Annotated in this window: 11 protein-coding genes; 5 read left to right on the top strand and 6 right to left on the bottom strand. The window is 57.4% G+C overall.

The window, feature by feature from the left end:
- Window positions 1–29 precede the first annotated feature (29 nt).
- Window positions 30–3,515 carry a carbamoyl-phosphate synthase large subunit gene (carB, locus tag G6L28_RS09865; protein WP_174063585.1) on the bottom strand — a complete coding sequence of 1,162 codons (3,486 nt, stop codon included), beginning with the start codon at window positions 3,513–3,515 and terminating at the stop codon, window positions 30–32.
- Between the two features lie 256 nt (window positions 3,516–3,771).
- Here carB and G6L28_RS09860 point away from each other — a divergent pair, with 256 nt between their 5' ends.
- Both G6L28_RS09860 and ypfJ read left to right on the top strand, forming a co-directional pair.
- On the top strand, window positions 3,772–4,440 hold the full coding sequence (locus G6L28_RS09860; RefSeq protein WP_174063584.1) for a glutathione S-transferase family protein: 669 nt from the start codon (window positions 3,772–3,774) through the stop codon (window positions 4,438–4,440).
- Between the two features lie 142 nt (window positions 4,441–4,582).
- A complete protein-coding gene (gene ypfJ / locus G6L28_RS09855; RefSeq protein ID WP_174063583.1) occupies window positions 4,583–5,479 on the top strand; it encodes a KPN_02809 family neutral zinc metallopeptidase in 897 nt (298 codons plus the stop codon).
- Between the two features lie 2 nt (window positions 5,480–5,481).
- On the opposite strand, the gene G6L28_RS09850 is transcribed toward ypfJ, so the two are convergent.
- Both G6L28_RS09850 and G6L28_RS09845 read right to left on the bottom strand, forming a co-directional pair.
- A complete protein-coding gene (locus G6L28_RS09850; RefSeq protein ID WP_174063710.1) occupies window positions 5,482–5,961 on the bottom strand; it encodes a DUF2938 domain-containing protein in 480 nt (159 codons plus the stop codon).
- A gap of 165 nt (window positions 5,962–6,126) precedes the next feature.
- A complete protein-coding gene (locus tag G6L28_RS09845; RefSeq protein WP_174063582.1) occupies window positions 6,127–8,214 on the bottom strand; it encodes a methyl-accepting chemotaxis protein in 2,088 nt (695 codons plus the stop codon).
- A 317-nt stretch (window positions 8,215–8,531) separates the two neighbouring features.
- Here G6L28_RS09845 and G6L28_RS09840 point away from each other — a divergent pair, with 317 nt between their 5' ends.
- Window positions 8,532–9,953, top strand: coding sequence for an MATE family efflux transporter (locus tag G6L28_RS09840; RefSeq protein WP_174063581.1), 1,422 nt, complete (start codon window positions 8,532–8,534; stop codon window positions 9,951–9,953).
- Window positions 9,954–10,023: 70 nt separating this feature from the next.
- On the opposite strand, the gene carA is transcribed toward G6L28_RS09840, so the two are convergent.
- Window positions 10,024–11,229 (bottom strand): glutamine-hydrolyzing carbamoyl-phosphate synthase small subunit, encoded by a 1,206-nt coding sequence (carA, locus tag G6L28_RS09835; protein ID WP_174063709.1) that lies wholly within the window; start codon window positions 11,227–11,229, stop codon window positions 10,024–10,026.
- 324 nt (window positions 11,230–11,553) lie between these two features.
- Here carA and G6L28_RS09830 point away from each other — a divergent pair, with 324 nt between their 5' ends.
- On the top strand, window positions 11,554–12,006 hold the full coding sequence (locus tag G6L28_RS09830; RefSeq protein ID WP_174063580.1) for a GatB/YqeY domain-containing protein: 453 nt from the start codon (window positions 11,554–11,556) through the stop codon (window positions 12,004–12,006).
- 272 nt (window positions 12,007–12,278) lie between these two features.
- Here the strand turns inward: G6L28_RS09830 and G6L28_RS09825 are convergent, their stop codons facing one another.
- Together G6L28_RS09825 and G6L28_RS09820 are read right to left on the bottom strand one after the other, a co-directional pair.
- A complete protein-coding gene (locus G6L28_RS09825; protein ID WP_174063579.1) occupies window positions 12,279–12,608 on the bottom strand; it encodes a BrnA antitoxin family protein in 330 nt (109 codons plus the stop codon).
- Window positions 12,571–12,864, bottom strand: coding sequence for a BrnT family toxin (locus G6L28_RS09820; protein WP_174063708.1), 294 nt, complete (start codon window positions 12,862–12,864; stop codon window positions 12,571–12,573). Before G6L28_RS09820 ends, G6L28_RS09825 begins: the two co-directional genes overlap by 38 nt.
- A gap of 185 nt (window positions 12,865–13,049) precedes the next feature.
- Here G6L28_RS09820 and dnaG point away from each other — a divergent pair, with 185 nt between their 5' ends.
- Window positions 13,050–15,035, top strand: coding sequence for a DNA primase (dnaG, locus tag G6L28_RS09815; RefSeq protein ID WP_174063578.1), 1,986 nt, complete (start codon window positions 13,050–13,052; stop codon window positions 15,033–15,035).
- Window positions 15,036–15,223: the final 188 nt, after the last annotated feature.

Below are 15,223 nucleotides of genomic sequence, written 5' to 3'. Positions count from 1 at the left end.
TGCTGGCCGGTTGATAATATCACCGAAAATCAGAAGTAGCTTTGCAGCGGCTTCACTTCGAGGTTTCCTGCCTTCAGCGCCTTGATGGCAAGGGCCGCCGCTTCCGCGCCAGCCATCGTCGTGTAGTAGGGCACCTTCTGCATCAGCGTTGCGCGGCGCAGCGATTTCGAATCCGAGATCGCCTTGTTGCTGTCTGTGGTGTTGATGACCAGCTGGACCTGACGGTTGCGGATGGCGTCTTCGATATGCGGACGGCCTTCCTGTACCTTGTTGATCTTTTCGGCGGCTATGCCCTGTTCTGCGAGGAAGCGCTGCGTGCCCCCTGTTGCCAGAACCTTGAAGCCAGCCTCGACCAGATTGCGAATGGCAGGGAGAACGCCGTCCTTGTCCTGATCGCGCACCGAGACGAATACGGCACCCGAACGTGGCAGATCGACGCCAGCACCCAGCTGCGACTTGGCGAATGCCAGTGCGAAATCGGTATCGAGACCAATGACTTCACCGGTGGAGCGCATTTCCGGCCCAAGCAGAATATCGACGCCTGGGAAGCGGGCGAACGGGAAGACGGCTTCCTTGACGGCGATGTGCTTCAGGTTGCGCGGATCCGGCTTTTCGCCGTAAGCGGCAATCGCCGGATCGAGCTTCTCACCGGCCATGACGCGGGCGGCGATCTTGGCAATCGGCGCGCCGATGGTCTTGGCGACGAATGGCACGGTACGCGATGCGCGCGGGTTAACCTCGAGAACGTAGATCGTGCCGTCCTTGATGGCATACTGCACGTTCATCAGGCCGCCGACCTTCAGCGCCTTGGCAAGCGCCGTCGTCTGGCGCTCCAGCTCGTCCAGCATGTCCTTGGAAAGCGAACGTGATGGCAGCGAGCAGGCGCTGTCGCCGGAGTGGATACCAGCCTCTTCGATGTGTTCCATGATGCCGGATACGAACACGTTCTCGCCATCGCAAAGCGCGTCCACGTCCACCTCGACCGCGTTGGTCAGGTAACTGTCGAAGAGCAGCGGGTTCTTGCCGAGCAGCGTGTTGATCTGGCCCGTCTTGTCATTGGGGTAACGCTGCTTGATGTCTTCCGGCACGAGGCCCGGAACGGTGTCGAGCAGGTAGGTCTGAAGCTGGCCTTCGGAATGTATGATCTGCATGGCGCGGCCACCCAGAACGTAGGATGGACGAACGACCAGCGGGAAGCCGATTTCGGTCGCAACGAGGCGGGCCTGCTCCACAGAATAGGCGATACCGTTGTTCGGCTGCGTCAGGTCCAGCTTCATCAGAAGCTTCTGGAAGCGATCGCGGTCTTCGGCAAGGTCGATCATGTCGGGTGCGGTGCCGAGGATCGGGATGCCGTTCTTTTCCAGCGCTTCTGCAAGCTTCAGCGGGGTCTGGCCGCCAAACTGCACGATAACGCCGACGAGTTCGCCCTTTTCCTGCTCCGCACGCATGATTTCGATCACGTCTTCAGCGGTCAGCGGTTCGAAATAGAGGCGGTCGGAGGTGTCGTAGTCGGTGGACACGGTTTCCGGGTTGCAGTTGATCATGATGGCTTCGAAGCCTGCATCCTTCAGCGCGAAGGCCGCGTGGCAGCAGCAATAATCGAACTCGATGCCCTGGCCGATACGGTTCGGGCCGCCACCGAGAATGACGACCTTTTTGCGGTCGGAAACCTGCGCTTCGGAGCGCAGAGCGCCGACGAAAGGCGTCTCATAGGTGGAGTACATGTAGGCGGTTGGCGACGCGAATTCGGCAGCGCAGGTGTCGATGCGCTTGAAGACCGGGCGCACGTTCAGGCTGTTGCGCAGCTCGGCAACTTCCTTCGGGCGCTTGTTGGTGAGGCTCGCCAGACGGGCATCGGAGAAGCCCATGGCCTTCAGCATGCGAAGGTTTTCGGCATCGGTCGGCAGGCCATGCTCGCGGACGCGAGCCTCCATATCGACGATGGCCTTGAACTGGGCGATGAACCAAGGGTCGATCTTGGAGTTTTCGTGGACTTCGGCTTCGGACATGCCCATGCGCAGTGCCTGCGCAACCATGCGCAGACGATCCGGCGTCGGCGTGCCGATGGCGGCGCGGATGGCGTTCTTGGAACCTTCGCCTTCCTCGTATCCGGGAATTTCGATTTCATCGAGACCGGTCAGGCCGGTTTCCATACCGCGTAGCGCCTTCTGCAGCGATTCTGCGAAAGTACGGCCAATCGCCATGACTTCACCGACCGACTTCATGGCGGTGGTCAGGATTGGCGACGCGCCGGGGAATTTCTCAAAGGCAAAACGCGGGATTTTCGTGACCACATAGTCGATGGATGGCTCGAAGGACGCCGGTGTCGCGCCACCGGTGATATCGTTTTCGAGTTCGTCCAGCGTGTAGCCGATAGCGAGCTTCGCGGCGATCTTGGCAATCGGGAAGCCGGTTGCCTTCGAAGCGAGAGCAGAGGAACGCGACACGCGCGGGTTCATTTCGATGACGACTAGGCGGCCATCCTTCGGGTTGACGGCGAACTGAACGTTCGAGCCGCCGGTTTCCACGCCGATTTCACGCAGAACCGCAATCGAGGCGTTGCGCATGATCTGGTATTCTTTGTCCGTCAGCGTCAGCGCAGGTGCAACGGTGATCGAATCGCCGGTGTGGACGCCCATCGGGTCGATGTTTTCGATGGAGCAGATGATGATGCAGTTGTCCGCCTTATCGCGGACCACTTCCATCTCATATTCCTTCCAGCCGAGAACCGACTCTTCCACCAGAACTTCGGTGGTGGGCGAAGCATCGAGGCCGCCGGAAACGATATCGAAGAATTCGGAACGGTTATAGGCAATGCCGCCACCGGTGCCGCCGAGCGTGAAGGACGGGCGGATGATGGCGGGCAGGCCGACGTGATCGATGGCCTGCGCAGCAATTGCCATGGCGTGAGCCATGTAGCGCTGCTTGCGGTCCGTCTCGCCGAGGTTCCACTGGTTTTCCAGCTCATCCAGAGCCTTGTCCAGATCCGCGCCGGAAAGCTTTGCCTTCAGTTCGGTTCGGGCTGCTTCGTGCTTCTTGCGGTCTGCGTCCTTGATTTCGGTTGCGTTGGCCAGCATCGAGCGGGGCGTTTCAAGGCCAATGCGTGCCATGGCCTCGCGGAAGAGGGCGCGGTCTTCCGCCATGTCGATGGCTTCAGGCATTGCGCCGATCATCTCGACATTGTAGCGATCCAGCACGCCCATGCGCTTGAGCGAAAGCGCGGTGTTGAGCGCCGTCTGGCCGCCCATGGTCGGCAGCAGCGCATCCGGGCGTTCTTTTGCAATGATCTTGGCAACCACTTCCGGCGTGATCGGTTCGACGTAGGTCGCATCCGCAAGGCCGGGATCGGTCATGATGGTGGCGGGGTTGGAGTTGACCAGGATGACCCGGTAACCTTCTTCCTTCAGCGCCTTACAGGCCTGTGTGCCGGAATAGTCGAATTCGCATGCCTGACCGATAACAATCGGTCCAGCGCCGATGATGAGAATGGATTTGATATCTTGGCGCTTTGGCATGGCTCTCGTTCCACTTTCATGTTGCGCAAAAAACGGCCATGGTGAAACTTCACCGGCCGGGGCGCGCAATTCCAATCTTTTCAGGCTAGAAGCGGCTTATAGGCAAATGTTTTGGTGAACGGAACCCCGAATCTTCGCTTTCCGACAGAAAGTTGAATTGTCATCAAACCGTGCTTTTCGCTGATCCCTTTTCGCCCGCGATACGTATGTGTTTTTGAACAAGAAATCTCCTCCTGTCAGTAAGAAGCAAGATCACATGATCACAGTCCATTATCTCGAAAATTCGCGTGCGCACCGCATTCTCTGGCTGCTGGAGGAGTTAGGCGTCGATTATGAGGTGAAGACCTACCAGCGGGGGCCGGACATGCGCGCTCCCAGGAGCCTGAAAGCGATCCATCCCCTCGGCAAATCTCCCGTCATCGAGGATGGTGGGCGCATCTACGCCGAAAGCGGGGCCATCATCGAGTATCTGATCGACACGTACGGGCAGGGGCAATTCAGGCCGGAAAATAGGACCGATGACTATCGCCATTACGTATATTGGCTGCATTACGCGGAAGGCTCGGCAATGCCGTTGCTTTTGCTCAAGCTGCTTTTCTCTCGGCTTCCCGGGCAGATGCCGTTTTTCCTGCGACCCGTCGCCTCGCTGATCTCGAAGGGTGTCGCCGCCAAGCTCATCGACCCACAGTTAACGGACCATCTGAATTATTGGGAAGACCATCTCGCCAGACACGGTTTCTTCGCGGGTAGTGAATTGACGGGGGCGGATTTCGCAATGAGCTTTCCGGTCGAGGCCGCGATGAGCCGCGCCGATGGTCTGGATAATAAGCCCGCAATCCGTAAATTCCTCCAAACAATCCGCGCGCGCCCTGCTTATAGACGAGCTTTGGAAAAGGGCGGTGCTTACATCTATTCGGATAGCTGACAGACATCTGGTGCAGGGCACTCTTGCGGGAACGCTTCCGCCGATCTAGCGTTTAACGACCACTTTTAAGTATTTGTTTTGGCGCATGTCGTTTTCGCAATCGCTGCGCAGATTTGCGCAACATGCCGTAGGGGAGACTGAAATGCAGTGGAGAGGGCGCCGTCAATCGGACAATATAGAAGACAGACGCGGCATGTCGTCCGGCGGCATGGGTGGCGGTGGCGGCTTCCGCATTCCCACCGGCGGTCGTGGTGGCGGTATCGGGATAGGCGGACTTCTTCTTATTCTCCTGATCAGCTGGGTCCTGGGCATCAACCCGCTGACGCTTCTTTCGGGCGGCGATATCTCTATGGATGGAGGCGGTCAGCAGACGACCGGCACCCGCCCGCAAGGTCAATCCGCAGATGATACCACTGCCTTTGTCCGCACGGTGCTGGCAGAGACGGAAGATACCTGGACAAAGATATTCCAGGCGTCCGGCGAGACCTATCAGACGCCGACACTGGTCCTCTTCGCGGGGCAAACGCGCTCCGGCTGCGGCGCGGCATCTTCCGCGAGTGGTCCATTCTACTGCCCGGTGGATCGTAAGGTTTATCTGGATACGGATTTTTTCCGTGAATTATCACAGCGTTTCGGTGCATCCGGTGACTTTGCGCAGGCTTACGTCATCGCGCATGAAGTCGGCCATCACGTCCAGAATCTCACGGGCGTCTTGCCGGAGTTCAACCGCCGGCGCCAGTCGATGAGCGAGACCGACGCCAATGCCATGTCGGTGAAGGTTGAGCTACAGGCGGATTGCTATGCGGGTATCTGGGGTAAATCCACTCAGCAGAAAGGGATTCTCGAAGCTGGCGATATGGAGGAAGCTCTAAACGCAGCACATCAGATCGGTGACGACACCTTGCAGAAGAAAACGCAGGGTTACGTGGTGCCGGACAGCTTCAACCACGGTACCTCCGCGCAACGCGTCGAGTGGTTCCGCCGAGGTTTCGACAGCGGCCGCGTGGAAGATTGCGACACGTTCTCCGCCGACATCTAAGATTAGGCGAGGAGCAGCGCCGTCACGAACATTCCCGATGCGAATATGGTGTGTGCGACGAGATTTAGCGCGCGCACCTTGTTCGGATTGGGCGTCTTCGAGGCAGCCCATCCGATGCCCAATCCCGGCTGGAGAAGAAACCAGCCCGCGCACACAGTTACAATGCCGACTATGAATGGCAGCAGGAACGTCGGCGCTTGGAACCAGCCCGTGGGCACTACTAACGCCAGAAGAATACCGTAAACAATGCCGACCACATAGTGCGCAATCCAGCCGAAAGCCAACTCGTTTTCGTGAGGTTCGGCGTGTGCGATGCTGTCGTGAAAAATCTTGCCTTTTGGCACGTGCCAAAACCAGCGGCCGACCGGACCCCAATTGGCGGCGGGCTGCTGAAATATCCGGTGCAGGACTATGGCCCATATGTCCATGAAGATGGTGCCGCCCACGCCCATCGCCGTTCCGCGCCAAAGAATCTCCCACATCATTTGCCCCTCCCGAATCAAGACGTCAAACATGTCCTCTCAGTCGTGGTGGAGCAAGGCATGACAGCACATCGCGCCATATCGACGTTGGCTTTCAGCAAGAAAAAAGGCCCGAAAACCGCACGCGATTCTCGGGCCTCGATATTTAAATAGTGCTGCGTCCGATCAGGCGGCGTTGCGATAGCTATTGTGCTGGCGCGGTGCGTTCGAAAGCTGGAACTGCTCAATCAGCGCGTTGAGCGCTGCGGCTTCGGAGGCCAGACCGTGGCTTGCTGCGGTCTGTTCTTCCACCATCGCGGCATTCTGCTGCGTGCCTTGGTCGATGGTGTTGATCGCCGTGTTGATTTCCTGAAGACCGGTGGATTGCTCACGAGAAGCAAGCACGATCGCGTTGATGTGCTTGTTGATCTCCTGCACCTCGGCGACGATGGTTTCCAGCGCTTTTCCGGCATTGCCCACGAGTTCGACCCCCGCTTCCACCTGTGTGGTCGAAGCGCTGATCAAAGTCTTGATTTCCTTGGCAGCATTTGCGGAACGCTGAGCAAGTTCACGCACTTCCTGCGCGACGACTGCAAAGCCCTTGCCCGCTTCACCCGCGCGCGCCGCTTCAACGCCCGCATTCAGGGCGAGGAGATTGGTCTGGAAGGCGATCTCATCAATCACGCCGATGATCTTCGAAATGCCGGATGAAGATTCCTCGATGCCTTGCATCGCCTTGACGGCATCGCCGACCACCACGCCGGATTGCTCGGCATTTGTGCGCGCGCGCTCCACCAGACGACCGACTTCTTCGGCGCGCTTGGCAGAATCCTTGACCGTGGTGGTGATCTCTTCCAGAGCGGCTGCGGTTTCTTCCACAGATGCTGCCTGCTGTTCGGTCCGCTTGGCAAGGTCATCCGCAGAGTGACGGATTTCGCTGGCGCCCGCATCGATGGCCTTGGCGTTATGGCCGACATTGACAAGGGCTGCATTCAGCTTCGCAATCGAAGCGTTGAAGTCGTTGCGCAGGCGATCCATCCGCGCGACAAATGGCGTGTCGATGCGGTAGTTCAGATTGCCCTCGGAAAGATTGGCGAGACCACCGGCCAGCGCATCGACCGCGAACTGAATATCTGCGGCATCCTGAGCGGAATGGCGTTCACGCTCTGCGCGTTCCTGTTCGGTAAGGTTGCGGTTGCGTTCGGCATCGCCTTCCAGACGCTGACGCTCCAGCGCGTTGGTGCGGAAAACGGCGACGGCGCTGGCCATGGAACCGAGCTGGTCCGTCCGTTCCTGCCCGGGGATTGCCGTATCAAGGGTGCCTGCTGCAAGTTTTTCCATGGCAGAGGTCATCTGCGTGACCGGCTTCACGACCATGCGGCTTAGAAGGAAAATAAGGAAGGCTATCATGCCTGCCACAGCCAGGACTGTCGCAATGACTGCCGCCAGGCGGAATTCCGACACCGAGGCGTAGGCCGCCTTGCTGTCCACCACGAAGCCGAGATACCAAGTCACGGATGGCAGATTTTTCACAGGAATGAAGCTGGTGATCTTGTTGACGCCATTGAGTGCGGTTTCGTGCAATTCCGTATCGATGGACGGCGTGTTTTGCGGAAACAGATCCGTAAGCGACTTGTAGATCATGGCGTTATCCGGATGGATCAGGATTTTTCCATCCTTGTTCACCAGAAATGCATAGCCATCCTGTCCGGCATCGACTGCATCGATCATCGAAACCAGCGTTGTCAGCGTAAAGTCGCTTGCCGCCACACCTGCAAGCTTGCCCTCGCGTTTTACGGGGAATGCGGCGCTGACGACGAGTTTGTCAGTGGAGGAATCGATATAGGGTTCCGTCAGAATTCCAGCATTCGCAGCGACTGCTGCCTTGTACCATGGGCGCTGGCGAGCGTCGTAGCCGTCGCGCATTTTCTGTGCCGGCCAGTTCGTGAAGACACCCGCTTCATCGCCGAAGTAAGTGGACTTGAATTCTCTGGCCAGCACATCGTTATAAAGCGCCTTTTCCAGCGTGGTCTGGTCTGACCCCTTGGAAATGGCCGAAGCGACCATCTCCGTCATGGTGACGCGGCCATTCAGCCAGTTGGAAATGCTTTGGGAGGCTTCCCCGCCGGTGGCGCCGATCTTGTCGCGGACGAATTGATCGGTCGCTCCGCGCTGGAGACTGTCGATATAGATCGAGAAGCCTGCAAAGGCAGTGACGACAACGCAGGAAGCCGCAATGACGATGCGCGTCATCAGGTTGGATTTGGTGGCCAAGATTTTTGGTCCTAGAAATGAAGCCGGTTTAACCGGAAGTGCTAACAAAACATGCCACTGGCGCTATTGGCATGCTTCATGCAGCCGAGAATTTGATTTCTATCAGGCTGGTATGTCTATTCGATAACGGTAAAAAGAACTTTAAGTGCATGTTTAATAATACTTTCATGTAAGTCTTTGTTCTTCCTCGTAATAGTTTAGAAACTGCACTTTCGCAGGCAATTTGCCTTCTTGTTGCGCAGGCGTCGCAAATATTTTATTCAACGCATATGCCGCTTCATTCTCCTTCGAAGCGGTTTTTCGTTTTGAGGTGATCCATGTCTTCGTCGGTAGCTATCAGGAACGCCCCGCAAGGTGGCAGTTCATGGGCAGCGCATTTTCGCGCTACATTGGTGCTGGGCATCCCTCTCGTCGGAGCGCAGCTGGCGCAGCTTGCCATCCACACGACAGACATGATCATCGTTGGCCAGCTCGGCGCAGAAAAGCTGGCAGCCATGGTACTCGCCGGTCAGTTCTACTTCGTCGTTTTCATTTTCGGCACGGGCTTCTCGGTTGCCGTGGTGCCGATGGTGGCGAATGCTTATGGACAGGGCGATGCAACCTCGGCCCGCCGCGCTCTTCGCATGGGTATGTGGGTGGCTATTGCCTATTGGCTGCTGGCCCTTCCTGTTTTTCTCAATGCAGAAAACATTCTGCTGGCACTGAAGCAAAACCCTCAAGTCGCTAAGCTGACCGGCGATTATCTGGCCATCTCCCAGTTCGGACTTCTGCCTGCGCTGCTGTTTTACGTCATGCGCGGGTTGGTGAGCGCGATCGGTCGGGCAGGAGTCATCCTCTACGCCACCATTGCGATGCTGCTGATCAATGGTTTTCTGGCCTATGGCCTTGTCCTCGGTCATTTTGGCCTTCCGGCCCTCGGCATGCAGGGTGCTGCGATCGCTGCCGTCTTCGTCAACGCCTTCAGCCTCGTTCTCATCGTCGGCTACATACAGACGCGTGATGAAACGCGCCGATATGAGTTGTTCGTGCGCTTCTGGAGGCCGGATTGGCATGCGCTTTGGGAAGTGCTGCGTTTGGGCTTGCCCATCAGCATTACCATTCTTGCCGAAACCATGCTGTTCTCCGCGGCCTCAATTCTGATGGGGCAGATCGGCACAATAGAACTCGCCGCCCATGGTATTGCCCTGCAACTAGCGTCCATCGCCTTCATGATCCCGCTTGGCCTCTCGCAGGTGGCGACCGTTCGTATCGGGGTTGCGCATGGTCAGGGCGATTATGCCAATCTTATTCGCGCGGCGATCATGGTCTATGGCGTTGCCTGCACCATCGCGCTTTCGGGTGGCATCTTCTTTGCGCTGGCGCCGGAGTTTCTCGCTCAGTGGTTCCTTGATGCAAGCCTGCCTGAAGCGCCGCAGGTTCTTTCCTATGCCAGCACGCTCGTCATCATGGCAGGGGTGTTCCAGTTGGTGGATGGTATTCAGGCTGTTGCGGCTGGCCTGTTGCGTGGGCTGAAAGATGCCCGTGTCCCGGCAATTCTCGCGCTGATCTCCTATTGGCCGATTGGCTTTGCCCTAGCGTGGACCATGGCGTTCCCGCTCGGCTTCGGTGGCGTCGGCGTCTGGTCCGGCTTCGTCGTAGGGCTTTCAGCAGCGGCTTTCCTGCTCTCGCTGCGGTTCTATCTGCTTGTGAAGCGGGAGATGAGGGCTGCGGCGCGTCAGCGTATCGTCCTCTCGGCATAACTAAAACATAGTCCACGAAACAAAACGGCCCGCTGAGCGGGCCGTTCGTTATTCGATATAATGAATCTTATCAGCGTTCTGCGAGCGCAGGTTCGCCCTTCTTCTCACGCAGCAGGTTTACGAACCGGCGGAAGAGGTAGTGGCTGTCCTGCGGGCCGGGGGAGGCTTCCGGGTGGTGCTGGACCGAGAAGACAGGCTTGCCGGTGATGCGCAGGCCGCAATTGGTGCCATCGAACAGCGAAGTGTGAGTCTCTTCAACGCCTTCCGGCAGGGACTTGGCATCCACCGCAAAGCCGTGGTTCATCGACACGATTTCCACCTTGCCGGTGGTGAAATCCTTTACCGGATGGTTTGCGCCATGGTGGCCCTGATGCATCTTTTCCGTCTTCCCACCAACGGCAAGACCAAGCATCTGGTGGCCCAGGCAGATACCAAAGACCGGCAGATCGGTCTTGATGAGGTTCTGGATGACCGGCACGGCATATTCGCCCGTCGCAGCCGGGTCTCCCGGGCCGTTGGACAGGAAGACGCCATCGGGCTTGAGCGCCATGATGTCTTCTGCGGACGTCTGGGCCGGAACGACCGTGACCTTGCAATCAAGACCCGCAAAGAGACGCAGGATGTTGCGCTTCACGCCGAAGTCGACGCAGACGACGTGGTACTTCGCGTCCTTTTCGCCCAGCGTGCCGTAACCCTTGTTCCACTCCCATGGCGTCTCGTTCCAGACAGAAGACTGGCCGGAGGTGGCTTCGATGGCAAGATCGAGGCCGACGAGGCCGCTCCAGGCCTTCGCCTCTGCTTTCAGCGCATCGATGTCGAAGACGCCGTTCGGATCATGCGCGATGACCGCATTCGGTGCGCCATTTTCACGGATCCACGCGGTCAGCGCGCGGGTGTCGATGCCGCAGAGGCCAATGATGCCGCGGCTCTTCAGCCATGCATCCAGATGCTTGGCGGCGCGGTAGTTGGATGGTTCGGTAATGTTGGCCTTGAAGATGACGCCGACCGCGCCGCGGCGCGCCGCAGGCGTCAGGTCTTCGATATCCTCGTCATTGGTGCCGATATTGCCGATATGCGGGAAGGTAAAGGTAACGATCTGGCCGAGATAGGACGGGTCGGTGAGGATTTCCTCGTAACCGGTCAGGGCCGTGTTGAAGCAGACTTCCGCCTGAACCTTGCCGGTTGCGCCGATGCCGGTTCCCTCGATCACGGTGCCATCTGCAAGAACGAGCATGGCGGTCGGTTTGCGTGTTGTCCAGGGAGCTGTCTCGGTCATCTCGTTTCCCGTTTCTGCCGGTTCGGCCCGCCTCTTGAAAGGCAGGATGAAAGCGGTCATGTTTTCTCGCGGATAAGGGCGCGCGAAAGCCTTCGCGTCGTAACCTTCGTTAAAATCCTGTGCAGGTGCCGGAAAATAACGAAAGCGGCTTTCGGGGTCAACCACGGGCTCACGGATTCCCCGGAATTAAAGACGCGTCAAAACAAAGGCTTATGCAAATAGTTTGCCGATTGCCGCCCGCTCGTTTATGTCGGCGGCACATTATGACGAAAAGCCGTCTGCGGAAAATGAACCGCGGTGCCAGGCTTTTCCAAGGAGAAAGATATGATCCGCGATACATTCTCGACCGCACTGAAAGACGCCATGAAGGCGAAAGACAGCCTTCGTCTGGCGACCATTCGCCTCGCTCAGGCGGCGATCAAGGATCGCGACATCGCCAATCGCGGTATCGGCAAGGAGCCGGTGTCGGACGAAGAAATTCTCCAGATCCTAGCCAAGATGATCAAGCAGCGCGAGGAGTCGTCTAGCCTCTATGAAAAGGCTGGCCGCGATGAACTGGCCAGCCAAGAACGCGATGAAATCGCCATCATCAAATCTTTCATGCCGGAGGAGATTCCGGAAGAGGAAGTGCGCGGCATCATTCAGGATGTGATTGCTGAGACAGGTGCAGAAGGGCTGCGCGATATGGGCAAGGTGATGGGCGTTCTCAAAGAACGTTATCCGGGCCGTATCGATTTCGGTAAGGCATCCGGCCAGATCAAAGACTTACTGAAGTAAGCCTCACCAAAAATAAGAAAGGCGGGGCAGATGTGGCAGCCTCGCCTTTCTTGATGCTTGAGGACGCGCCTGCGGATAACAGCGCAATGACCAGGCTCTATTTTTGGGGGATTTCGCCGTCCCTCAAGCATTACGCACTACAATCGACATCATGCCGATGATGCGACGTTAGGCTTGGTTTTCGCTCTCAGCAAATTACAAAAACATAATTTTCGGATTGTCGCGATTGCCGCAAATTTGCCTGAACTTCGAGCAGCGATTCGCGCCTGCCTTTAGCGGTCTTTGCTTTTCTGTTCGCGCACGTAGTGGCGAAGTATCGCATTCATCCGCGTCTGATATCCCCGACCTGTCGACTTGAAAAAGTCTATGACCTCTTCATCGAGCCTTATGGATATTGATTTTTTCGCTGCCGGCACGACGACCACGGCCTTCGACCAGTCGACATCGATCCACTCCGCCCAATCGGGGTCGTCACGCATCGCACGTTCGATATCCTCATCGGTCTGCGCATCGACGCGTGCCCAGTCGGTTTTGTCTTGTCCGGCGTCAATCTTCTTTCGAATTTCATCCAGCGAATAGCTGACGATATGTTTCTCGCTCATTTTTTCGCGCTGCCCTTGCTGATATGATGCGGCAAATGTCGCCTCTCATAGTATAGACAATGGCGATCAGACGATCCGTTTCAGGGCATATTGCCAAGATGCGGCATTCACCATTCTGATCGGAACGTCGCTCTATATGCGTTTCCGAAAGTGCATTGGCGGCCACTGGAAAGTCTATGCCATGCTTCTCGACATTTTTCAGTCGTTTATTCTCGTCCCAATCGAACGAGACAAATTCTCTCTTCACAACGAACATTAGTGACCCGAAACTGTTGAAGCTTTCAGGCACTCATGCGCCATGGGTGTATATTCATCTGTATATACAAAATGTCAATACGGCGCTGTGAATAACGGGTATGACCAACTTGCAGGCTTGGTATTTCGGCTCTGCCGGTCTTATATAGAAGACTGCCGATCAGCGGGCTTGGATTTCAGGTTACAATGCGCTTTTCTAACTCATTCCTCGACGAGATACGCGACCGGGTGAACATCTCCGATGTCATCGGCAGACGCGTGACGTGGGACAGGAAGAAGAGCAATGCTTCCAAAGGTGACTATTGGGCCTGCTGCCCGTTCCACGGTGAGAAGAGCCCCAGCTTTCATTGCGAAGATCGAAAAGGCCGTTATCATTGCTTCGGATGCGGCGTCTCCGGCGATCATTTCCGGTTCCTGACCGAACTCGATGGTATGGCGTTCCCTGAGGCGGTGCAGCAGATTGCCGATATGGCGGGCGTTGCCATGCCTCAGCCGGATGTGCAGGCGGAACGGCGTGAGCGTGAGCGGGCGTCTTTGCAGGACGTCATGGAAATGGCGACGCTGTTCTTTCAGGATCAGTTGCAGACCGCAGCAGGTGCGCGGGCGCGCGCCTATCTGCGCGATCGCGGTCTGACGGGCCGCACCATCGAAACTTTCCGGCTGGGCTTTGCGCCCGATAGTCGCAATGCGCTGAAGGAGCATCTGGCTTCCAAAGGCATCACCAAGGAACAGATGGAAGCCTGTGGTCTCGTGGTGCATGAGAATGTGCCGGTTTCCTATGACCGCTTCCGTGATCGCATCATGTTCCCGATCCTGTCATCGCGTGAAAAGGTCATCGCCTTCGGCGGCCGTGCCATGGCGGCGGATGCGATGGCGAAATATCTGAACTCCAACGAGACCGAGCTCTTTCACAAGGGCAATGTTCTCTACAATTTTGCGCGAGCCCGTCGCGCCACGCAGTCCTCCGGCACTGTGATTGCCGTCGAAGGCTATATGGACGTGATCGCGCTTTATCAGGCCGGTGTCGAAAATGCCGTCGCGCCTTTGGGCACGGCGTTGACGGAAAACCAGCTTGAGCTTTTATGGAAGATGTCGACGCTGCCGATCCTGTGTTTCGATGGCGATGGTGCGGGTATCCGCGCTGCCAGTCGCGCCGCCGATCTGGCGCTGCCGCATATCAAGCCTGGCCGTTCGGTCAGCTTCGCGCTGCTGCCGGATGGCAAAGACCCGGACGATCTGGTGCGCCACGAGGGCAGGGCGCCATTCGACCGCGTGCTTTCCGAGGCCAAACCGTTGGCTGCGATGATCTGGAGCCGTGAAACGTCGTCCGTTACTTTCGACACGCCTGAAAAGCGTGCCGAACTGGAAAACCGTTTGCGACAGATCGTATCCGTCATCGGCGATGAAAGCGTGCGCCGTTTCTATCAGCAGGATATGCGCGACCGGCTGAACAGCTTTTTCCAGCCGCAGTTTCAGCGCGGCAATATGCCGAATCGGAATTTCCAGCGCGGCGGAGGCTCGGCAAATGGACGCAACGGCCAGCGAGGGCAGGGTAGTAATCCCGGCGCGATGAATGCTGGTCGCGTCTCGGACCGTCTCAGCCAGTCCGGTCTAGTAAGGGGCTATTTAACTGCGCCTGCACTCCGCGAAAGCGTGTTGGCGTTGACCATCGTCAATCATCCACAATTGTTGCTGGAAGAGTATGACGAGATTGCTGCCATCGATTACGAAAATCGCGATTTGCAGCGGCTCTGGTCGCAGGTTCTGACTTACGCTGCCGAAAGCGCGGCGGAGCTTTCCCGCGATGGATTGATCGGGCGGCTGGAGGCTCACGGCTTCGATACCTTGGTGAAGGCGATGAACCAGCAGGTTCGCAATGCCCGCCTCTGGACCGCAACCGAGCAGGCTGCGCCGGAAGATGCGCGTGAAGGGTATGTTCAGGCGCTATCGCTGCATAAGCGCACGAAAGCGTTGCGCTGGCAGAAAATCGATCTGGAGCGGGAGATTGCCGAAGCGACGGAGGCGGGTGATGACGAGCGCGGAACATTGCTGATCCGCGCGCTTTCAGAAGTGCAGCTGGAAATCGGTCGGATGGAAAATCAGGAGGCGATCATCGATGGCTTTGGCGTCATGTCCGGCAGGGTCAAAGGGCCAGCCTACAGCCATGGATAGTTGTTTTGTGGTGGTGCAGGCTTGTCTTTTGAGTAGATCGGCCTAAATAGTGGAAAAGTTGGTGAAGGCCCGCAAAATGTTGCCGCAATGACGGCTTTTACGGTTTTTAGCCCTCGCTCTGGCCGGAAAGGCTTGACGTGACGGGAAATAGCGGGAATCACCATTTCAGGAAAAGTAAGGTGGAATGG

Source organism: Agrobacterium larrymoorei, assembly GCF_013322225.1.
Lineage (GTDB): Bacteria > Pseudomonadota > Alphaproteobacteria > Rhizobiales > Rhizobiaceae > Agrobacterium > Agrobacterium larrymoorei_A.
Note: the sequence above shows the minus strand (reverse complement) of the source record. Positions and strands in the feature narration are given on the sequence as shown.

Coding starts and splice junctions, on each gene's coding strand:
- carB (WP_174063585.1), bottom strand. CDS start 3,515: ATGCCAAAGCGCCAAGATATCAAATCCATTCTCATCATCGGCGCTGGA.
- G6L28_RS09860 (WP_174063584.1), top strand. CDS start 3,772: ATGATCACAGTCCATTATCTCGAAAATTCGCGTGCGCACCGCATTCTC.
- ypfJ (WP_174063583.1), top strand. CDS start 4,583: ATGCAGTGGAGAGGGCGCCGTCAATCGGACAATATAGAAGACAGACGC.
- G6L28_RS09850 (WP_174063710.1), bottom strand. CDS start 5,961: ATGTGGGAGATTCTTTGGCGCGGAACGGCGATGGGCGTGGGCGGCACC.
- G6L28_RS09840 (WP_174063581.1), top strand. CDS start 8,532: ATGTCTTCGTCGGTAGCTATCAGGAACGCCCCGCAAGGTGGCAGTTCA.
- carA (WP_174063709.1), bottom strand. CDS start 11,229: ATGACCGAGACAGCTCCCTGGACAACACGCAAACCGACCGCCATGCTC.
- G6L28_RS09830 (WP_174063580.1), top strand. CDS start 11,554: ATGATCCGCGATACATTCTCGACCGCACTGAAAGACGCCATGAAGGCG.
- G6L28_RS09825 (WP_174063579.1), bottom strand. CDS start 12,608: ATGAGCGAGAAACATATCGTCAGCTATTCGCTGGATGAAATTCGAAAG.
- G6L28_RS09820 (WP_174063708.1), bottom strand. CDS start 12,864: ATGTTCGTTGTGAAGAGAGAATTTGTCTCGTTCGATTGGGACGAGAAT.
- dnaG (WP_174063578.1), top strand. CDS start 13,050: ATGCGCTTTTCTAACTCATTCCTCGACGAGATACGCGACCGGGTGAAC.